Source organism: Arthrobacter sp. D1-29 (assembly GCF_054130585.1).
This window is the reverse complement of the sequence record NZ_CP096383.1, coordinates 479,862-500,260: the sequence shown is the minus strand read 5'-3', so window position 1 is coordinate 500,260 and position 20,399 is coordinate 479,862. Positions and strand designations below refer to the sequence as shown.

Sequence of the window (20,399 nt, the reverse complement as noted above, 5' to 3'; positions counted from 1 at the left end):
CATGGCGGAAGCCTCCCCACACAGCGGACCGTCCAGCAGTGCCGGGACCGCACCCTGCTGCTCTCCCGGCCAAGGACACAACTCCCCCGCTTCAAGAGATTCCCGCGTCACCTTGTCCTTGAAGGCAAAAAACGATCCGGCGCGTTCCATTGCGCCCGGTGAAACGCCTGTCATGCACGCCGACGTGCTGATCCCGGCAGGAACGTATGCCATGGGGGACTCTTTTGACGAGGGGTACCCTGCTGACGGCGAAGGGCCCGTGCACGATGTTCGCTTGGATTCATTCCGGATTGACGCCACGGTGGTGACCAACACCATGTTCGCAGCATTTGTGGACGCCACCGGGTACCGCAGCGATGCGGAGAGCTTTGGCTCATCGGCGGTGTTCCACCTGCTCGTCGGGGCTCCGCGGAAGCACATTATTGGCGAAGCCGCCGGCGCGCCCTGGTGGCTAAACATCCGGGGTGCGGACTGGCGCTACCCGGCCGGAAGAGGCTCCCACTGGACAGAAATCCCTGATCACCCGGCTGTCCATATTTCGCACAACGACGCCCTGGCCTACTGCCGGTGGGCCGGCCGCCGCCTCCCCACCGAGGCGGAGTGGGAGTATGCGGCACGGGGCGGCCTGGAAGGCCGGCGCTACCCGTGGGGCAATGAACTGCTTCCCGACGGCGGGGATCACCATTGCAATATCTGGCAAGGTACGTTTCCCACCACCAACACGTTCGACGACGGTTTCCTTGGCACCGCCCCTGCCGGAAGTTTTCCCCCGAACGGGTACGGCCTTTTCCAGATGGCCGGCAACGTCTGGGAGTGGTGCTCGGACTGGTTCCTGCCGAAGTACTACCGGAATTCCCCTGCCTACAACCCGCCCGGCCCCACCATCGGGGCGGGGCGGGTCATGAGGGGCGGGTCCTACTTGTGCCATGAGTCGTACTGCAACCGGTACCGGGTAGCCGCGCGCAACGCGAACACGCCGGAATCCTCCAGCGGAAACTGCGGATTCAGGACTGCAAGGACGGCGCCAGGCACCAAAAGCAAGCAGCCTTAGTAATTCCTTGTTTTTGCCGTTCCCCGGAATTAGCGTTGAAACTGACCCCACGGTTCGAAAATGACCCGGGGCAGGACAGGCAGCCAAGACCACACCCAGGTTGAAGGAGGATGACATGCCCGGCAAGAAAAACCCGAGCGTGAAAGATCCTAAGCTGTATGAGGAACTGCGCGAGGATGGCGCCTCCAAGCAGAAAGCCGCCCGGATTTCGAACGCCGCCGCCAAAAAGGGGCGCTCCGAGGTGGGCCGCAAGGGCGGCAAGTCCGGTGATTACGACGATTGGACAGTCCCGCAGCTGAAAGCCAAGGCGAAGGAAATAGGCCTCACCGGTTATTCCTCCAAGAAGAAGAGCGAACTCATCTCCGCCCTCCGGAACTCCTAGGCGGCAGCCATCACCAAACCAGGCGCGGGACCGCCGACAGCCTCAGGCACGCTTGCGCGCCCGCGTAGTGGACGCCTTCGCCTCGGGCTTGTCGGAGGACGCCGCCGGCTTGGCGGCGGGCTTCCGGACGGTGGACTTGGCAGCTTCGGACTTCGCCGGACTGGACTGAGCGGAACTGGCTTTGGCCGAACCGGACGTGGACTTGGTTGTGGCCGACTTGGCCGTTGTCGATTTGGCCGCCGCGGTCTTGGTCCCTGCTGTTTTGGTACCCGCAGTCTTGGTGCCGGCGGTTTTTGCGCCACCAGTTTTGGTGCCACCACTGGCAGATTTGGCCGGCGCCTCCTCCGCCTCTTCATCCTCAGTATCCTCGGCAGCTTCCGGCAGCCCGCCGCCACGCTTCCGGTCCAGGCTGCGTTTGAGCGCCTCCATCAGGTCGATCACCTCGCCCTTGCCTTCGCCCGCCTCAACCCCGAACGTGGCCTCGGTGTCCAGCGCATCGCCCTGCTCCAGCTTGGCCTCGATCAGCTGCCGGAGCTGCACCTGATACTCGTCAGTGAACGATTCGGGCTCAAAGTCCCCGGCCATGGACTCCACCAGGGCGGCCGACATTTCACGCTCTTGGGGGGAAATCCGGACGTCAGCATCGAGCGACGGAAAGTTGGCTTCCCGGACCTCGTCCGGCCACAGGAGGGACTGCAGCACCAGCACGTCGTCCTTGATACGGAGCGCGCCCAGCCGGGTCTTGTCGCGCAGGGCAAACTGCACAATGGCCACCCTGTCGGTATCCTCAAGCGCACGGCGCAGCAGGACGTAGGCCTTGGGCGACTTGGAGTCCGGCTCCAGGTAATAGCTCTTCTCGAACATCATGGGTTCCAGCTGCTCGGACGGCACAAACTGGACCACTTCGATCTCGTGGCTGTTCTCGGCCGGGATGGCCTTGAGCTCATCCTTGGACAGGACCACCGTCCTGCCGTCTTCCTCGAAGGCCTTCTCAATATCCGAGTAGTCGATGATCTCGCTGCAGACCTCACACCGGCGCTGGTAGCGGATCCGGCCGCCGTCGGCGTTGTGGACCTGGTGCAGACTGATGTCATGATCCTCGGTGGCGCTATAGACCTTCACAGGCACGTTGACCAGGCCGAACGCGATGGCACCTTTCCAGATGGCTCTCATCCCTCAAGTGAACATCACACAGCGCCTGAGGTGAAGCCCCATGGCCGGCACTAAGGAACGGGTCCGGGTGGCGGGGCGAGAACTGAGCCTGACCAACCTGGAGAAAATCATCTACCCGGAGACGGGCACAACCAAGGCCGACGTCCTGGCCTACTACGCCGCCGTCGCGCACGTCCTGATCCCTGCCGCCGCCAGCCGGCCGGCCACCAGAAAGCGATGGGTCAACGGCGTGGGCACCGCAGACAATCCCGGGGAGGTGTTTTTCCAAAAGAATCTTGAAGATTCCGCGCCGGGCTGGCTCCCGCGGGCCGCCATCACGCACAAGGAACGGACCATCTACTATCCGATGGTCAATGACCGCGCCACGTTGACCTGGTTCGGCCAGATCGGTTCATTGGAAATCCACGTGCCCCAATGGCGCGTGGATTCCCACGGCAACCAGCTCAACCCGGACCGCCTCGTTCTGGACCTGGATCCCGGTGAAGGCGCGGGGCTGGAGGAATGCGTGGAGGTGGCCAGGCTGGCCCGCGCCATCCTTGAGGACGTGGGCCTGGCCCCGGTTCCGGTGACCAGCGGCAGCAAGGGCATCCACCTTTACGCAGGACTGGACGGGACCCAGAGCTCCGAACAGATCTCGTCCTTCGCTAAAGAACTGGCCCGCGCGTTGGAGGCGGATCATCCCGATCTTGCCGTCAGCGATATGAAGAAAACGCTCCGCACAGGCAAGGTCCTGGTGGACTGGAGCCAGAACAACGCGGCCAAGACCACCATCGTGCCCTACTCGCTCCGCGGCCGCCCCACTCCCACCGTGGCCGCTCCGCGGACCTGGCGCGAGCTGAGCTCCCCGCATCTGCACCAGCTCGATTACAAGGCTGTCATGCGCCGCGTCCAGGCGGGCAAGGACCCTTTCGCCGCCATCACCACAGCTGCCGGGCACCCCGGCGGCTCTGGTCAGCACGGCAACCCCGGCAACTCAAATAAAAGTGGAAACCACGACGACGGCGCCGCGCATCCGCGCCTGCAGAAGTACCGTTCCATGCGGGATCCGCACGCAACCCCGGAACCCTTCACCGGCGTCGAGGGCCCCGGTAACACCTTTGTGATCCAGGAGCACCACGCCAGCCGGCTCCATTTTGATTTCAGGCTGGAGCACGACGGCGTCCTGGTCTCCTGGGCCCTGCCTAAAGGCGTGCCGGAGTCAGGCGACAAGAACCACCTGGCCGTCCAGACCGAGGACCATCCGTTGGACTATGCCACATTCGAAGGCACCATCCCTCAGGGTCAGTACGGCGCCGGCGAGGTCACCATCTGGGACCACGGAACCTACGAACTCCACAAGTGGATCAACGGCAGGGAAGTCATCGTCACGCTGACCGGCTCCGAGGGTGGCGGGCTCGGCGGAACCAAAAAGTTTGCCCTGATAAACACCGGCCGCGGCGGAGGGAAGGATACCGAGGGGCAGTGGCTGATCCACCTGATGGACAAAGACCACCACCGCCGTCGTCCGCTTTCGTCGAAGGACGGATCAAACGAAGGCGAGGATGAGCCCGCGGACCTGCCGGCGCCCTCGAAGCGGGAATCCCCCGCAGCCGACCCCGCCCGTGCACGTAGACCCGCCGCCGCTGCAGCCCAAGCAGCTGCCGCAGTCGCCGTGCCAGCGGCAGTCACCGCGCCCGCGCCCGAGGACTTCAGGCCCATGATGGCCACGTCGGGAACGGTGGCGGACCTCCAAGGCAGCGGCTGGCACTTTGAACTGAAATGGGATGGCGTCCGGGCCGTTATCGTGGCCGATGAAAAGAAGATCCGCATCTTCAGCCGGAACGGCAACGACGTCACGGCAACGTATCCGGAACTGGCGGTCCGAAACTGCTGGCCCCCACAGGCGTTCGCCGCCGACGGCGAGATCATCGCCGTCGGGCCTTCCGGAAAACCGGATTTCGGGCGGCTGCAGGGACGGATGAAACTGACCCGGCCCCACGACGTCGAGAGGGCCCGCGCCTCCATCCCGGTCCGGCTGATGCTTTTTGACCTGCTGTCCGAGGACGGCGAAGACCTGCGCCGCAGGCCGCTGGAGAAGCGGCGGCAGCGGCTGGAGGAATTTTTCACGCCATCCGATTGCCCGGTTGAGTTGTCTCCGGTGCTGGACGAACGGATCGAGCACATCCTCGAGAGCGCGCGGGAACTTGGCCTGGAAGGGGTGCTGGCGAAGCGGACCGGCAGCCGCTATGCCAGCGGCCAGCGCACCCGGACCTGGATCAAGATCAAGCTCGAAAAGACCCAGGAAGTAGTGGTGGGCGGCTGGCGTCCCGGCAAAGGGGGGCGGAACAGTTCGGTCGGTTCCCTCCTGGTGGGTATCCCGGACGGGAAAAAGCTGCGGTACGCAGGCCGGGTGGGCAGCGGGTTCAGCACCAGGGAACTGACGGAGCTTCGGCTCAAAGTCGATGCGCTGGCGCGGAAGACCTCCCCTTTCGACGAGGTTCCGGCGGAGGACGCCGCGGACGCGAACTGGGTAAGCCCGCAGCTCGTGGGAGAAGTGACCTTCGGTGAATGGACGGGGGGCGGGAAGCTCCGGCACCCTGTCTGGCGCGGCTGGCGCGTGGATAAGGAGCCGGGGGACGTTGTGGCGGAGTCCTGAGCGGCGCAGTGCTGGACCGTAGCGTCCAGGACCGCAGCGTTCAGGACCGCAGCGCGGGCGCTGGCGAGCTGGCGACGCGCATATTCCGCCAGGACACGCATCAGGCCTGGCGACTCCCGAATACGGGTGTCGCCAGGCCTGATGCGTGTCGTCAGGTCAGATGCGCGTCATCACGACGAGTGCGGCATTTGCGGCCGGCTGGTCCGGTGCACCGCAGTCACTGCGGCCTCGTGGCCCATCCTTCCATGGCCGGCGCCCCGTTCTTTGGGGTGGCGTTTACTGCCGTTCCCGTCCGGCCAATGCTGCTCCCCGGTCATTGCTGGGTTTACCGGAACGGTGGCCGGTCCTGGTATGGCCGGCGTGTCCATTGCTGCTGCGAGGTGACTCAAAACCTCCGGTTCGATCTTTCCTGCTGGGTGCATTTCAGCCATTTTTCTTCCTTTCCCCAATGAAATGAAGTGTTGCTCAACAGTTGGTTGGTGAAGCAGGTCAGGACGGAATTACCAGCGGACTTTCTTTTCTGCCGGGCCTTGTTTGCCGCTCACGTGGGTGGGCTTGTGACTCTTGCCCACGCTCTGGAGGCCAGCGCCTCCGCCACGGGATTTGCTGTCGAGCATGGCTTTTTGGGCTTCCGTCAGCCGGGACCGGACGCCGCCCGACTCAGCTTTTTCAGGGTTTGCCGGCTTTTCAGAGTCCGACGGCGCGTCTGCGTCCCCGGTGGCGGGCTGGCGGTGGTCTTTGGTCATGATGATGGAACCTTTCTGAGGAGGATCAGCTTGTCCGGACGTGTCTGCCGAGTTAAGGAGGGACGGGGGCCGGCTGAAGCGGGCCGCAAACGTCCGCCTACTCAAAAATCAGTGTTCCCATGGCACAACAATAGGCAGCAAGCGGCGAACTTGTGAACCCCCTGGGTCGGGCGCCGGATGGTCCCCCGAATACGGCTGCCGGCCAGTGGCCGCCGTCACTTTCGCCGGGACTTAGTGCGCGAATAACCCTCAGCAGCAGCGGGAAACGATAAAAATTCGGTAACCAGGACGCAGAACGCGTAGATGCCAGCATTGGCGGGGCCAGAGCGGCCAAAACAAATCGGGGATGCAGGCTTAAAAACGCCCTCAAATGGGCGAGTTTACGGCATGAAACTCTAAGTTGCCATGGGATTCGCGTAAAATTGAAGGCCTGCCCGGAGCGGGGCAGCTACAAGTCGCAAGCAAATGACCTCCATAGGAGCCGCCCAAATGCCCACGGACCGAAGCACGACCGACTCTTCAGCAGGCGTAGAAAACGCCGGCGGAACCGACACACTGGCAGCACCAGTCACCTCAGCGAGCGGAAGGAAACCGAAGCTCCTCGCGCGGCGACGGCTCAAAGAGTCGGACGTCAACGTGGTGAATCAGCCCATGCTGAAAAAGGCCCTCGGCGGAACCATCGTGGGAAACACCATGGAATGGTTCGACGTCGGCGTGTTCGGCTACCTGATCACCACCATGGGGCCTGTGTTCCTTCCCGAGGCGGACCCGGCAGTCCGGACGCTGTTCCTTTTGGGAACATTCGCGGCCACCTTCATTGCCCGCCCACTGGGCGGCGTGGTGTTCGGCTGGCTCGGCGACAAGATCGGGCGGCAGAAGGTACTCGCCGCAACCCTGATGATCATGGCTGCGAGCACGTTCGCCGTCGGGCTGCTGCCCGGATACGCGCAGATCGGCATCTGGGCCGCTGTTCTCCTGGTGGTCCTGAAACTTGTCCAGGGCTTCTCCACCGGCGGTGAATATGCTGGTGCCACCACGTTCGTCAGCGAATACGCCCCGGACAAGCGCCGGGGATACTTTGCGAGCTTCCTGGATATGGGCAGCTACCTTGGTTTTGCCTTGGGTGCGGCGCTGGTATCTGTCCTGCAGCTGACCCTTGGCCAGGCCGCCATGGAGGAATGGGGCTGGCGCATTCCGTTCCTGATTGCAGGTCCGTTGGGCCTGATCGCCATTTACTTCAGGAACAAGATCGAGGAATCCCCTCAGTTCCAGGCCACCCTGGACGCGCAGGAATCAATCGCGCAGGACGCCGATTCGGCTGACGTTGATGCCTCCAAGGGGCCGGTAGGCATTGTGAAGGCCTACTGGCGCTCACTCATTGTGGCGATGATCCTTGTGGCCGCGGCGAACACCGCCGGCTACGCCCTGACGTCGTACATGCCGACGTACCTCACCGAGTCCAAGGGTTACGACCCCGTCCACGGAACCCTGCTGACCATTCCCGTGCTGGTCATCATGAGCCTCTGCATTCCCCTGACCGGGAAGCTCTCAGACCGCATCGGCCGCCGTCCCGTGTTGTGGATCGGCGCCGTCAGCACCGTGGTGCTCGCAACGCCTGCGTTCATGCTGATCGGCGTCGGTGAAGTCTGGTCCACCCTGGCAGGACTTTCGCTGATCGCTTTTCCGGTGGCCTTCTACGTTGCGAACCTCGCCTCAGCTTTGCCGGCGCAGTTCCCGACCGCCAGCCGGTACGGTGCCATGGGTATCGCCTACAACTTCGCCGTGGCCATCTTCGGAGGAACCACCCCGTTCGTTGTTGCCGCGCTGATCACGGCCACCGGCGACGACATGATGCCCGCCTACTACCTGATGGCCACCTCCCTCATTGGTGCCGTGACCATTTACTTCCTCAAGGAATCGGCCAAGCGTCCGCTGCCCGGCTCCATGCCGAGCGTGGCAACCCAGGAAGAGGCACGCGAACTGGTGGCCACCCAGGATGAGAATCCGCTGATCGACCTCGATGACATGCCGTTCGAAACCCAGGACGTCATCACCGCCAACGCGGCACCTGCCGACGCCGAAGAGGATAAAGTCCCCGCTTCCGTGTAGCCACAGCCTGTCCGGGTACGTCTTGTAGCCCGCGCTCCTGAGGCCCGTCTAGCCTGATTTCCTTGGGGGAATCAGGCAAGGCGGGCCTCGGCTGTGCCTCTGGGATGTAACAAGTTACGTCCCGGGTCGGCCCCGGCGGACTTCCGCCGGGGCCGGATGATATCTTCCGAAAGGCCCCCAGGGGCGGCATCCAGGCCCGCAACCGGGTACCGCAAAAGCGATCTGCATGATCCAACCAAAGATGGGTGGCATCGGCGACATGAAGCCCGTTTGGCAGCAGGTGCGCGCGCTCCACCGGTTGGAACCGGCGGACAACGACGGCCTCGCCGCATTCAGGGTTGCCATCAGCGTTGCCATTCCCTCACTCACACTCCTTTTGCTGGGCCGTCCGGATCTCATCATTTACGCAGTCTTTGGAGCCCTGACCGGGATGTACGGACGGTCCGAACCGCACCAGCTGCGGCTAAAGCACCAGGCACAGGCGGCGCTCGTGCTGCTGACAGGCGTGGCTGTGGGGGTGGTCCTTTCCGTCAACCAACTCCATTCGTGGTGGCTGGTGGGGATCGAAGCAGTGCTGGCCGGCGCAGGGTCAGTGTTCGCAGACAAGGTAAGACTCAAGCCCAACGGCCCGTTCTTCGGAATCCTGGCTTTAGGCGCCTGTGCTTCCGTCCCTCTGGCCGTCCCCTGGTATGTTGCCCTGCTGATCGCCGCCGCGTCTGCCGTTTTCTCCCTGGCCGTCGGGTTCGGAGGGTGGGTCCGTTCGCGGGCCTGGCAGCCGGGTGCGGCCGGGAACATCGCGTCGCTCCGGGCGGTGGGTGCCAGACCTGCCGTGGTCCATGCAGCGAGGTATGTCCTGGCTGTTGGTGCTGCCGGCACGCTGGGTGTCCTCAGCGGAAGTGGCCATCCCCACTGGGCCATGGCGGCCGCGGCAGTGCCGCTGGCAGGTGCGGACCTTCCCAGCAGTGTCCGCCGGGGGATCCACAGGATCGTGGGGACGTTCTTAGGATTGGTGGTCACCGCCGTCGTACTTCTTCCCCATCCCTGGCTGCCGGCTGAAATCCTGGCCGTCCATCACGTGGCGGTGCTGGCCGTCCTGGTCATCGTCTTCCAGTTCACCACGGAGCTGTTCATGGCCAGGCACTACGGACTGGCCATGGTGTCCTTCACTCCGGTGATCCTGCTGATGACGCAACTCGCAGCGCCCATCGATCCCGCGGTACTGATTCTTGAGCGCGGCGTGGAGACCTTGGTGGGCGCCCTGGTGGGGATCCTTGTAGTGCTTGCGGTGCGGCGGGCCCCTACCTCGCCCTTCGCGGCGGGCCTGTTGTCAGACGGGCGGGGAGCACCTGCGCCGCCGCCATCATGACCCTGTACCTCTTGGAGGGGACCCAGACTGCCTTGCCGTGCTGGCTGGCGGCCAGCCCCTCCCGGACCACACGCTCTGGGTTGAGCCACATCCACTGCGGTGCCACTGACTTGTCCATCTCCATCCGGTCATGGAACTCAGTGTGCGTCAGCCCGGGGCACACTGCCGTGACCGTGACGCCCTGAAGGGAATACTGCAGGTTGGCCCAGCGGCTGAAGGCTACCAGCCACCCCTTCGCTGCCGAGTAGGTTCCCCGCGGCAGGAAGGCCGCCACGCTGGCCACGTTAATGATCTTCCCGGAACGGCGCCGCAGCATTCCCTTTAGCGCAGCGTGGCTCAGCACCATGGGGGTTTCCACGAGGAGTTTCAGATGCGCCTTTTCATCCTCGATGTCATTTTCTTCAAAGGACCGCAGCAGCCCGAACCCCGCGTTGTTCACCAGGACCTCCACCGGCCGCGCGTCATCGGAAAGGCGTTCGACGACGGCAGCCACGCCGTCGTCGTCGGTCAAGTCTGCGGCAATCACCTCAACGTCGATGCTGTAGTTGTTTTCCAGTTCGTGCGCCTTGGCCGCCAGCCGCCTACTGTCCCGCGCCACGAGCACCAGGTGGTGGCCCTGCTCCCCGAGCTGACGTGCGAACTCGGCGCCAAGCCCCGCTGTGGCTCCGGTGATCAGGGCGGTGGTTCCGGTGCTCTGTGGCGTCGTCATGGCCCCAGCCTAGCCGCGCGAACGAACACTTGAGCCCCTCCCTGCGGGGGCCTCAAGTGTTCGTTCGCGCCTCGTCAGCTAGAGATGAAGCGCGTGTGGTATCAGGACTGGGGCGCGTACGTGGCGAGTGGATTCACCAGCCGGCCGGCCATCTGCAGCCCGCCGGACGGGTCCGCGAGGTCCAGCATCTGCTGGTTGTTCCGCAGCTGCAGGCGGTTCAGGCACGACAATTCAAAGTCCGGGGCGAAGAGGTCATGGCGTGCGAACTGGCTGGCCAACTCCGGGTTCTCTGCCTGGTAGTCCCGGATGGCCTGGGCGGCGGTGGCCCAGAACTGGTCCTGGCTGAGTTTGCCGTCCTCTACCAGCAGGGCGGCCAGGAATCGGAAGATGCAGTCGAAGACATCCGTGAAGATGGCGAGCACCTTTTCGCCGTCGGGAATGTCCGCCCGGATCCGGGCCACTTCCTCGGGAAGGTCCAGCCTGTCCCCCATCACCACAATCTCCTCGGCAATGTCCTTCATGACCGCACGCACGGGAACACCGTTCTCCAGCACCAGGATCACGTTTTCGCCGTGCGGCATAAAAGCGAGCTCATAGCGGAACAGGCAATGCACCAGCGGGACAAGGTATACCTCGAAGTACCGGCGCAGCCACTCGACAGGGGCCAGCCCGGACCGTTCCATCAGGGCTGAGACCAGGGGTTTGCCGTCCCGATCAACGTGCAGGAGCGAGGCCATGGTTGCCAGTTGCTGGCCGTCCTTGAGCAGTGGCAACGGACTCTCCCTCCACAGGGCGGAGAGCATCTTCCGGTACGGTGATCCTTTGGCGGAAGCGGCCTCGTAGTAGCTGTTGTGGTACCCGATGGCGGCAATTTCGCTGATCATTTCCAGGCCACGGCGCTGGAGTGCCTCGTCTGAGCCGATCAGGTCCCGCAGCCAGTCATTGATGGCCGGGGTGGCCTTCATGTACTGCGGCGAAAGGCCACGCATAAAGCCCATGTTGAGCACGGACATCGCCGTCTTGACGTAGCTCTTGGCGGGGTCGCTCGTATTGAAGAACGTGCGGATGGACTGCTGCGCCTGGTAGCTGTCAGTCCCTGACCCCAGGTGGACTATGAACTGGCGGGCGATCTCCGCGGCGAAGGTGACAGTGAGTTTGTTCTCCCACTGCCACGGGTGCACCGGCATGAGGAAATAATGGGCGGATTCCAGGCCCTGGGCGTTGAGCCTGGCGTCGAAGGCGGCCACGAGCGGTCCGCCCAATTCCGCCTCCAGGTGGGCCCGGTAGTCAAGCCCTGCGCTGGAGGTAAACACCGCCTGGCTGCGGCGCACGGCGATCCACTCCAGCTGGACGGGAGCTCCCGTCTCGGGCGCAAATGCCCGGTAGTCGCTGATGCCGAACCCGAGCCGGCCGTTGTTGGCCACGAAGCAGGGATGACCCTCGGTCATGCTGCGCTCAATCACCTGGAAGTCTGTGGCGGGATCGCTGCCCCCTGTCACTCCGGCGGCAAGCTCACCGGCAAGCGGCTGGCCCATCCACTGCTTGTAGGCGTGGCTGGCGAGCGTGCTGCTGATTTCCTCGAGGTAGACCGGAAGCATCTCCTCCCGGATCCCCAGGGTGTTCCGGAATTCGGTGATGAAGGTCAGGGCATCCGGGGCTGCTTCCCTTCCGTCCCGGGTACAGCGGATGGACTCGGCGTCGATGGACCAGTGGTCCAGGGCAAGCAGCCGAGCTTTGAAAGAGTACTGGCTGGCAGCATCGTCGCTGCTGACCAGGTAGGACGCCACCCCCTCGAGCGACTCCGCCCCCTCGGGCGAGTCTGGGCCGTTGCTGCCCGTCCGTTCGGCGGTGAGGATCCTTTCGTGCAGGAATTCCGCCAACGCCTTGCGCACCAGGTGGCGGTTGGCTCTGGCCCACCGCTCCGGCGTGAGATGCGGGACGGCGGTGTTGGCCCTGGGTCCCGCGAGCAAGTCTGGATCGATGGCAATGATGGTCACAGTGATGCTCCCTGGTGGATCGGGTTTGAAGAGTCTGCGGACGGCTGGAGGGCAGCCCGTGCGGTGAGGTAATCGGCATGGGAGCAGAAGCTCAGCAGTGCCTGCTTGTCCGGCAGGTCCACCACCCCGGCCGGCTGAAATCCCAGCCGTTCATTGAGGGCATGGATCTTGGTGTTCCTGGCGTCGGGCTCCACCACCACGCGTTCCACACTCGGCTTGTTGAACAGCCGGTCCAGGACGGCGTCCATCACCGCCGCGGTGTACCCGGGCTGAGGCCCTCCCGACGGCGGCGCCACCAGCAGGTGCATGCCCATATCACCGGGCTGGGCGGCGTAGACCGCGGCCAGTGGCGAGGCAGACGGCAGGTACTCCTCCATCAGGAAGGCGGGGACACCGCCGTCGAGCCCCAAGAGGGCGTGGTGGTGCCCACTGGCCTGGATCTTGGAGTATTCCTCCACAACCCCGTCAACTGTGGAGGACAACATGCCCCAGAACGACGCGTAGGGCTGGGTCACCCAGCTGTGCAGGAGTGGTGCATCGGCGTGGGGATCCAGGCAGCGGAACGTAAACCTCATGCCGGCACCACAGCATCGTCGGCAGCCGGACGTCGGACACCCTCAACCGGACCTGTAGCCGGCACGCCGAACTCCTGGAAGGCGATGCTGCGCTCCACCGGGTAGACCTCACGGCCCGTTATTTCGCGGAGGATGCAGGAGTTGCGGTAGGCGCCCATGCCCAGGTCCGGGGTGACAAAGCCGTGGGTATGCAGCTCAGCGTTCTGCACAAAGATCTCCCCGGGTTCGACGCCGGTGCTGTAGTTGCGGCTCACGGCGAACCGGCCGGCGGAGTCCCGTGCGATTCTGTCCTGCACACCGGCAAGGAAACCGGGCTCGCGGTAGGTGTACCCGGTTGCCAGGACTACAGCCTCGCTCTCCAGGGCGTAGGACGCGCCCTGTTCCTCGTGGTGCAGCTCCAGGCTGTGGGAGCGTGCGGCGGGGTCCCAGGCGGCGCTGGTCAGGGAGGAGTGCGTCAGCAGGCGGGTGTCCACCATGCCGGAAAGGCTCTTGGTGTACAGGAGGTCGTAGATCGCGTCGATGAGCTCAGAGTTGATCCCCTTGTAGAGGTTCTTTTGGCTCTTGATCAGGCCATCGCGCTGGTCCTGGGGCAGCCGGTGGAAATAGTCCACGTACTCGGGGGACGTCATTTCCAGCGTCAGCTTGGTGTACTCCAGCGGGAAGAACCTGCCCGAACGGGTGACCCAGTTCAGCTGGTAGCCGTGGACATCGATCTCCTGAAGAAGCTCGTAGTAGATCTCCGCCGCGCTCTGGCCGCTGCCCACAATGGTGATGCTGCGCTTGGCCTCCAGTTCGCTCTTCCTCGACAGGTAGTCGGCGTTGTGGAGGACCAGTCCTCCACCGCCGCCGGCAGCCGCTTCCACTATTGCGTCGCAAGCCGCCGGCACATACGGGGCCGTACCGGTGCCCAGCACCAGGCGGCGGGCCAACAGCACCTCTGCCCCGTCCGGTCCCTCCACCGCCAGGCGGTACACGCCATCGCTGTAGGTCACATCAAGCACGGCTGTGTTAAAACGTATGGACGGCAGCTGACCGGCTACCCACTGGCAGTACTGGTTATATTCAGCGCGCAGCGGGTAGAAGTTCTCGCGGATGTAGAACCGGTAGAGCCGCCCGGTCTGCTTGAGGAAGTTCAGGAAAGAGTAGGGCGATGTGGGATCGGCGAGCGTCACCAGGTCCGCCATAAACGGGACCTGCAGGTGGGCCGGCTCCAGCATCATGCCCGGGTGCCAGTCGAAGGACTCGCGGCGCTCCAGGAACACACCGTCCAGGCCCTCCACAGGTTCGCTGAGCGCGGCCAGGCCAAGGTTGAAGGGGCCAACACCGATGCCGGCGAAGTCGTAAATGCGGCTCATGCGGACACCTCGTCCTGGAGCAGCCCGTCCTGAAGGAGTCCGTCCTGCAGGAGCCCGTCCTGCAGGAGCCCGGTGCCCGTGCTGCGCAGGAGGCTGATGATCTGGCTAATATCCTCCAGGGTTGCTTCAGCATTGAGCAGCGTGAACTTCAGGTAGTGCCGTCCTGCCACTTTGGTGCCGGCCACAACGGCCTTTCCGGAGGCGAAAACCGCCGCGCGGATGGCCGGATTAAGGACATCCGAGGCATGCTCCGAGATCAGCTGGCTGCCGTTTGCGGTATCAATCCGTGGCCGGTACCGGAACACCAGGGTGCTCAGCTGGGGCTCTGCGGCCAGCTCGAAGTCGTCGTCGGCGGCGAGAAGTGACCCTACGCGGGCGGCCAGGTCTATCGCCTCATCAAAGAGCGCACCGATGGCGTCTGCACCCATGATGCGCAGGGTGAGCCAGAGTTTGAGCGCGTCGAAGCGCCGGGTGGTCTGGATGCTCTTGTCCACCTGGTTGGGAATCTCTGCGAGGGCGGCACTCTCGGGGTTCAGGTAGTCCGCGTAATAGGTGATGTGACGCAGCATGGCGCGGTCGCGGACCAGCAGGGCGCTGGAGCTGACCGGCTGGAAGAAGGTCTTATGGAAGTCCACGGTGACGGAATCGGCCAGCCGGGTTCCGTCCAGCAGGTGCCGGTAGCGGCCCGACACCATCAGCCCACCGCCGTACGCAGCATCGATGTGAAGCCACGCGCCGTAGGCGCGGGCCAGGGCCGAAAGCTCAGGCAGCGGGTCCACGGCCCCAAAGTCAGTGGTCCCGGCGGTGGCCACCACCGCCATCGGCACCAGCCCGGCGTCGTGCGCTTCGGCCATGGCCTCAGCGAGGGCGGCGGGGTCCATCCGATGGTCAGGTGCACAGCGGACGGAGATCACGGCGTCGAACCCCATCCCCAGCATGGAGGCTGATTTCTGGATGCTGAAGTGGCTGTCTTCCGAAGTGAAGATGCGCAGCCTGTCCAGCAGTGCGGGCAGCCGCAGGCCCGTGTTGGCGGGTTCCTGGCGCAGCCCCGCCACGGCGTGGTTGCGGGCGATCAGCAGGGCCTGCAGGTTGGACTGGCTGCCGCCGGAGGTGAACACGCCGTCGGCTGCAGTCCCCAGCTGCAGCCGCTCGGCGGTCCAGTCGATGAGCCGGCGCTCGATCATGGTGGCACCGGCGCTCTGGTCCCAGGTATCCATCGAGGAGTTCACTGCCGAGAGGATGGCCTCCCCCACCAGCGCCGGGATCACCACGGGGCAGTTCAGGTGGGCTGCGTACTTGGCATCGTGGAAGTAGATGGCGTCGCGCAGGTAGACGGACTCGAGCTCCTCCAGGGCGGCAGCGGTATCAGGCAACGGCCGGTCAAGATCCACCGCGCCGATGCGCGCCTTCATTTCCGAGGGCCCGACGCCGGTGAACGGCTGCGTGGTCCTGTCCAGTTTGGTGGCCACCGCGTTGACACCCTGCAGCACCTGCGCCACGTAACGCGGCGAGTTGCGGGCGTTGAACAGATGGTTGGTGGCGGCCAGGGCGAGTTCCACCCGCGACGCAAAGTCCTGCCCCGGCGCGGCTCCGCCGGCACGGCCTTCATCCACATACATCTCTTCAACACGGGGCAGCAGCGGCACGGGAGTCATCCTTAAGTCGACGGTGGGGAGAGGAGCAAGGTAAGCCTTACTTAGGACAGCCTTTTCGTCAAACTTTTGTGATGTATTTATCTTCGGCCCCGGAATGACGGGTGTTTTAGGGGCAAACGTGCGTCGTTGACTGGCACAGAACGGCAAAGACGGGCAAAATACGCCGGTTGTGAGGCAGCTATCGTCGGCAGCCGCGGGGCAGGCTCGGGAGAAAGCACGCAGCGGCCCGGCCAGGGGGTAGGGTCTTACCAGCAGCGGTGCCACACGAATCAACAGGGGGAAGCGTGGAGCAGACAGAGGCCAACAGCATCCGATTCCGTGAAGTGGACAAGGACGGGCGGCCCGTCGACCCGGAAACTGCCGGCGGCACCGGGGCCGGGGCGTCAGCACCAGGCAGTCAGGCGGGCAACTTCCGCGTCAATCCGTTCATCGTCATTCTCTGGATCCTGGCCTTAGGACTGAACGCCGGGTCGGTCTGGGCCTATGCCAACGCCTTTTCAAACGTGGGTCCCGTCTCCGATACCACAGGGCCCCAACTGGCCTTCTTCCTGATGAGTTTTGCGCCCCTGGCCGGAACGCTGACCGTCATCTGCCTGCTGTTCTGGCATGCGGTCCAATGGCAGCGTCGGAGTCGGTAAGCCTGCCCATCAATACCCGCCCACATGCCCCGGCTGGAGCACTGCAACCAGAAACCGCGCATCATACGCAGCGCCGTCGGCCCGCTCTAAAAGTGAACCTTGTGGGCCTTAAGTGACCGTTCCCGCTGGATGCGCTTGGCGCTGGCGGACCGGCTTGGCCGCACGGGATGGGCCGGGTCTGTGGGCTGGTTCGGGTGCTCCACTAGGGCTGCCTGGGCCACATCCAGGCGCGCTTCCGCCAACTCCTTTGCCGAATGGATCGGGCATACCGGCAGGTACACGGGTTCCATGATGGTCAGATGGAAATCGTCAGCTTCCTCCAGCGCCGCCGCTGCCGCCATCCCCATTTCGTGGTGGATTGCCGCATGCTGGCCGGCACCATGGGAGCCCGGAGACGCGATGTGACGAAGATGGGCAAGGACGCCCGCATCCAAGTGAATGGCACGCCGCAGGTTCAGCGCGATGTTAGGGCTGAAAGACAGGCGCTGGGCCCGGAGCAGAAGGTGCAGCAAGGCCGGAAAGTTCGAGTGTGTCAGGCATCCGCCAACCTCTACCGTGATGTGTCCCGGATCAAGGTCAACGTGGACAACTACGCGCAGCTTGTGGTGGGAAAGTTTGTGGCTCACGGGAATCTCCACGGAAGAATCTAGCGGGCCGGCTGCATGGCCCACCAACGACTTTACGAAGATGTAGCGCAGGTCACAAGTTTGGCTGCAAAGATTACGGCGCGCCCCTTTGACCTGGCGCCCCGGATACCTTGAGTGAGCCCGAACTTTTGTCCGGTGACGGCTCTAGAATGGGTTATGGACAACTCATCGATTGACACCTCAGTTCGTTCCGAGGCCGCTGTCACGGCGCAGCTTCAGAACCTGGTCATCGACAGCCGTGACGTCAACGAGTTCCTCCATGAACTGTGCGACTATGCGGCCCGTGCCGTCTCAAGTTCCCTGGAGCTTCCGGTGGTGTGCGCTGTCACCCTGAGCCGGCGCCGCCGGACCACCACTGCCGCCTGGAGCGACCAGCAGGCCCGTGTTATGGACGAGATCCAGCAGAACTACGGCGCAGGGCCCTGCCTTCATGCGATGAATACCGGAACCACTGTGCTGGTCCCCGATACCCGCAACGACTCTCGCTGGCCGGAATACAGCCAGGCCATTGCGGAGCTTGGCCAGCTGAGCGTTCTTGCCGTTCCCCTTATCTTGGATGAGGATGCCCGCGCCGCCCTCAACATCTTTGCCCCCGCAGTGAACGCGTTCAATTCTTCTGCTTTGGAAAGTGCAGAACTGTTCGCCTCGCAGGCGCAAAGCGCGCTGCGCCTCGCTGTCCGGGTGGCTACCGGCCAGCAGTTGGCGGCAGATCTTAAGGCGGCGATGGAATCGCGGACCGCCATTGACCTGGCCGCCGGAATCATTATGGGGCAAAACCACTGCTCGCAGGAGGAAGCAATGGCCATCCTGGTCAAGACGTCCAGCGGCAGGAACCAAAAGCTGCGGACCGTTGCCGAGAACCTGGTTGCGGCAATTTCCACCCGAGGGCCCGTCACGCACTTTGACTGACACGCTTGGTTACTGGCACGCCTTAACTGCTGCGTATGCGGCCAGACAGCGGCCAGCCTGCTGTCACAGGCTGCTGTCCACAGCCTGACGGGTCACACCTCCGGACTACCCCTCAGGCCAGTCCACATGCTGTTCGTAGCCTTCATGGCGGCGCAGGTACTCGGCAATAAAGGGGTCGCGGGGAATGATCCGCTTTCCTGCTGCGACCACATCGTCCAGCGCAAAATGGACCAGCACTTTGTCCAACCCCTGTCCCTGGAAACCTTCGGCGGTTTCCACGTGGGTGAAATCCACGTGTCCGGGCTTGTCCAGGAAGAAGGACTGAACGGCGATCTTCCCGCCCGCCTGCAGCTGGTAACAGTGCTGCGCATCGTTCCTGGCCATAGAGACGTCAGGACGGAATTCGTCCTCCGTGGAAATCATGTTCTCAGTCATGGTTCGACATTGGCACTACTTGGCCCCGCTGGCAATGCCCCACCGTTTGAGGCTGCCGTACCTCCCCCGGCTCCTGTACCGCGCTGACCGTCCTGCTTAGCTGGCGCCGCTGCACTCCCGCCAGGCACGCGTTCCGGAACCCGCCCCAGGAGTAGTGCGGCCAAAATAAAGCACGCCGCCCCGCCTCCCAGCAGGCCAAGCGTCAGGCCATTGAAGGCGGCGTCCGCCACGGGGATGAAGACCACGACGGCGGCAGTCACCACTGCGGCCGGGGGCCGTCTGCGGCTGTGGACAGACGCCGTCGGACGTTCCTCAAGGCGGCCGAAAACGGCCAGCACCGGAAGCAGGAGGCCCACCACGCCCAGCAGCACCAAGGGCCGCGCCCACCACCATGCCGCAGTGCCGGCCGCAGGTTTGGGAAAGTCTGTCAGGAGCAGTATTCCGGACATGGCCACGAGCAGGGGCAGGTGCCACAGGTAAACGGTCATGGAACGCCGCCCCGCCACAGCCACGACAGTTCGCAGCCACCCCAGCCGGGAAAGCCAATCGAGCCCCGGCCTGAACAGCTCCAGCGCAGCCGCCTGGGATACGCCCAGCAGCAGCAGGCACAGGTTGGGCGGGTTCAGGTTGACCAGCATGTCCCCGGAGTACAGGCCCAGCCCGGCCAGCAGTCCGAGCAGGAGGTTGGCTGCCAGGATCAGGCCCACCAGCCCGGAGCGGGATATCCTGGCGAAAACGCCGTCAGCCATGAGGAAGCCCAGCTGCTGCACCGTGCACCAGAGGAAAACGAGGTTCGCATAGGCGAGCAACGGAAGGGCTCCACGGAGGCAGTCCACGGCCACCACCAGGGCGGCAAGGACACCAAGGGTTAGCCAGGGGGCGCGGGCATGGAACCCGGCCAGCAGCGGAATGTTCAGCTGCGCGGCAAGGTAGGCGGCCAGGAACCAGAGCGGCATTCCGGCGCCCGTGGCCATGAGTTGAACCACTTGCGGGTCCACACCAAGGAGCAATGCGGCCCACAGTCCCAGGAACATGGCTGCCAGGAGTGCCGCCGCCGGGCGGACCAGCCGCAGGAGCCGCGCCTGGGCAAAGTCAAAGCCCGTGCCTCCGCGGAATTTCAGCCTCCGCCAGGACTGGAGGCCTGTGGTCCCGCCCGTGACGAAGAACAGCGGCATCACCATAAAGATCCAGGTGACCGGCTGAAACCAGTTCTGCTCGGTGAGGGTGTTTTCCGTGGTCACAGTGCCGTCCGGGTGCAGGACCGGGCTCACCATCATGCAGTGTGCCACCACCACCAGGGCCAGGCAGAAGAAGCGGACCAGGTCAATGACCAGGTCACGCTCGGCCACCGGCCCGCCCTCTGTGGCCGGCTCGCCGCCTTTGACCGGCTCGCGCCCGGAAACTGGCCCCTGCCCCTTCACTCCACTCACGTGCGGTCCCTACAAACAGTGGTGCTGTTGTTAGCTCCATTGTCCGCCCGAGGCGCGGTGGCGGCCAGTAACGGGGTGTGCTGCGGCCGAAACAGGTTTAGAGGGATACCGCAAGGATCCCGAGGACAACGGCCAGCAGCGGTGTGGTGCCCTGGATGGTGGCAGGCCTGAGGTTCTTCTTCCCGCTCAAGGCGAGCACCAGCGCAGCGAGCAGCATGGAACCGCAGCAGCTGAAGATCAGCGTCCAGCCCACCACCGCCTGGGCTGAGCCCTGGGACGCCAACGCCACGCAGCCGACACCGATAACGCTCCGATGGCGAGGAACAGGTTGTAGAAACCCTGGTTATAGGCCAGGGACTTGGTGGTCTCAGCGTCGGCCTGGGAAGCCAGGCCGAATCGCTTCCAGGTAGCGGGCGTGGTCCAGGTCAGAGACTCCATGGTGAAGATGTACACGTGGAGGGCAGCTGCGATGAAGGCAAAAAGAAGGGAGGCCAGGATCATTGCTTGATCCTAGCCTCCCTCCCCCTGAGTTTTTGTCCAGATGGGGCGACTTACGAGCCGGCGAAGTCGCCCGATGTGGACGAAAA

Annotated in this window: 18 protein-coding genes and 1 pseudogene; 7 read left to right on the top strand and 12 right to left on the bottom strand. The window is 64.1% G+C overall.

Going from position 1 to position 20,399, the window contains the following annotated elements; genetic code table 11:
• Window position 1: 1 nt before the first annotated feature.
• A complete protein-coding gene (locus tag M1E17_RS02360; RefSeq protein WP_457967951.1) occupies window positions 2–1,051 on the top strand; it encodes a formylglycine-generating enzyme family protein in 1,050 nt (349 codons plus the stop codon).
• A 115-nt stretch (window positions 1,052–1,166) separates the two neighbouring features.
• On the top strand, window positions 1,167–1,433 hold the full coding sequence (locus tag M1E17_RS02355) for a DUF7218 family protein (RefSeq protein WP_457965177.1): 267 nt from the start codon (window positions 1,167–1,169) through the stop codon (window positions 1,431–1,433).
• A gap of 42 nt (window positions 1,434–1,475) precedes the next feature.
• On the opposite strand, the gene ku is transcribed toward M1E17_RS02355, so the two are convergent.
• Window positions 1,476–2,606: a non-homologous end joining protein Ku gene (gene ku, locus M1E17_RS02350; protein WP_457965176.1), complete on the bottom strand. Its 1,131-nt coding sequence runs from the start codon at window positions 2,604–2,606 to the stop codon at window positions 1,476–1,478.
• Window positions 2,607–2,646: 40 nt separating this feature from the next.
• Between ku and M1E17_RS02345 the strand changes: the two genes are divergently transcribed.
• Window positions 2,647–5,241: an ATP-dependent DNA ligase gene (locus tag M1E17_RS02345; RefSeq protein ID WP_457965175.1), complete on the top strand. Its 2,595-nt coding sequence runs from the start codon at window positions 2,647–2,649 to the stop codon at window positions 5,239–5,241.
• Between the two features lie 170 nt (window positions 5,242–5,411).
• Here the strand turns inward: M1E17_RS02345 and M1E17_RS02340 are convergent, their stop codons facing one another.
• Entirely contained in the window at window positions 5,412–5,672 is a 261-nt protein-coding gene (locus M1E17_RS02340; protein ID WP_457965174.1) for a hypothetical protein, read from the bottom strand.
• A gap of 69 nt (window positions 5,673–5,741) precedes the next feature.
• Complete coding sequence (locus tag M1E17_RS02335) at window positions 5,742–5,987, bottom strand: hypothetical protein (protein ID WP_457965173.1); 246 nt, start codon at window positions 5,985–5,987, stop codon at window positions 5,742–5,744.
• A 489-nt stretch (window positions 5,988–6,476) separates the two neighbouring features.
• Here M1E17_RS02335 and M1E17_RS02330 point away from each other — a divergent pair, with 489 nt between their 5' ends.
• Together M1E17_RS02330 and M1E17_RS02325 are read left to right on the top strand one after the other, a co-directional pair.
• Window positions 6,477–8,096, top strand: coding sequence for an MFS transporter (locus M1E17_RS02330; RefSeq protein ID WP_457965172.1), 1,620 nt, complete (start codon window positions 6,477–6,479; stop codon window positions 8,094–8,096).
• 259 nt (window positions 8,097–8,355) lie between these two features.
• Window positions 8,356–9,462, top strand: coding sequence for an FUSC family protein (locus M1E17_RS02325; RefSeq protein ID WP_457967949.1), 1,107 nt, complete (start codon window positions 8,356–8,358; stop codon window positions 9,460–9,462).
• On the opposite strand, the gene M1E17_RS02320 is transcribed toward M1E17_RS02325, so the two are convergent.
• From M1E17_RS02320 to M1E17_RS02300, 5 genes are all read right to left on the bottom strand, one after another.
• A complete protein-coding gene (locus M1E17_RS02320; protein WP_457965171.1) occupies window positions 9,395–10,171 on the bottom strand; it encodes an SDR family NAD(P)-dependent oxidoreductase in 777 nt (258 codons plus the stop codon). The two genes, M1E17_RS02325 and M1E17_RS02320, sit on opposite strands and share 68 nt — an antisense overlap.
• 101 nt (window positions 10,172–10,272) lie before the next feature.
• Window positions 10,273–12,168, bottom strand: coding sequence for an IucA/IucC family protein (locus M1E17_RS02315; protein ID WP_457965170.1), 1,896 nt, complete (start codon window positions 12,166–12,168; stop codon window positions 10,273–10,275).
• The gene (locus M1E17_RS02310; protein WP_457965169.1) at window positions 12,165–12,743 is read right to left on the bottom strand and encodes a GNAT family N-acetyltransferase; all 579 of its coding nucleotides are present in this window, start codon (window positions 12,741–12,743) and stop codon (window positions 12,165–12,167) included. Before M1E17_RS02310 ends, M1E17_RS02315 begins: the two co-directional genes overlap by 4 nt.
• Entirely contained in the window at window positions 12,740–14,098 is a 1,359-nt protein-coding gene (locus M1E17_RS02305; RefSeq protein ID WP_457965167.1) for a lysine N(6)-hydroxylase/L-ornithine N(5)-oxygenase family protein, read from the bottom strand. Before M1E17_RS02305 ends, M1E17_RS02310 begins: the two co-directional genes overlap by 4 nt.
• Window positions 14,095–15,717 carry a pyridoxal phosphate-dependent decarboxylase family protein gene (locus tag M1E17_RS02300; protein ID WP_457967947.1) on the bottom strand — a complete coding sequence of 541 codons (1,623 nt, stop codon included), beginning with the start codon at window positions 15,715–15,717 and terminating at the stop codon, window positions 14,095–14,097. Before M1E17_RS02300 ends, M1E17_RS02305 begins: the two co-directional genes overlap by 4 nt.
• Before the next feature lie 320 nt (window positions 15,718–16,037).
• Here M1E17_RS02300 and M1E17_RS02295 point away from each other — a divergent pair, with 320 nt between their 5' ends.
• A complete protein-coding gene (locus tag M1E17_RS02295) occupies window positions 16,038–16,391 on the top strand; it encodes a hypothetical protein (protein WP_457965166.1) in 354 nt (117 codons plus the stop codon).
• An 86-nt stretch (window positions 16,392–16,477) separates the two neighbouring features.
• Here M1E17_RS02295 and M1E17_RS02290 read toward each other — a convergent pair whose 3' ends face one another.
• Window positions 16,478–17,017 (bottom strand): hypothetical protein, encoded by a 540-nt coding sequence (locus tag M1E17_RS02290; RefSeq protein WP_457965165.1) that lies wholly within the window; start codon window positions 17,015–17,017, stop codon window positions 16,478–16,480.
• 177 nt (window positions 17,018–17,194) lie between these two features.
• On the opposite strand from M1E17_RS02290, the gene M1E17_RS02285 reads away from it, so the two are divergent.
• Window positions 17,195–17,947 carry a GAF and ANTAR domain-containing protein gene (locus tag M1E17_RS02285; RefSeq protein ID WP_457965164.1) on the top strand — a complete coding sequence of 251 codons (753 nt, stop codon included), beginning with the start codon at window positions 17,195–17,197 and terminating at the stop codon, window positions 17,945–17,947.
• Between the two features lie 105 nt (window positions 17,948–18,052).
• Here M1E17_RS02285 and M1E17_RS02280 read toward each other — a convergent pair whose 3' ends face one another.
• The 3 genes and pseudogenes from M1E17_RS02280 to M1E17_RS02270 all read right to left on the bottom strand — a co-directional run bounded on the left by M1E17_RS02280 (window position 18,053) and on the right by M1E17_RS02270 (window position 20,313).
• Complete coding sequence (locus M1E17_RS02280; RefSeq protein WP_457965162.1) at window positions 18,053–18,382, bottom strand: GNAT family N-acetyltransferase; 330 nt, start codon at window positions 18,380–18,382, stop codon at window positions 18,053–18,055.
• Window positions 18,379–19,731 carry an acyltransferase family protein gene (locus M1E17_RS02275; RefSeq protein ID WP_457967946.1) on the bottom strand — a complete coding sequence of 451 codons (1,353 nt, stop codon included), beginning with the start codon at window positions 19,729–19,731 and terminating at the stop codon, window positions 18,379–18,381. The genes M1E17_RS02280 and M1E17_RS02275 overlap by 4 nt, the downstream gene beginning before the upstream one ends.
• A gap of 178 nt (window positions 19,732–19,909) precedes the next feature.
• Window positions 19,910–20,313 (bottom strand): annotated as a pseudogene (locus M1E17_RS02270) (DUF1304 domain-containing protein).
• Window positions 20,314–20,399 lie beyond the last annotated feature (86 nt).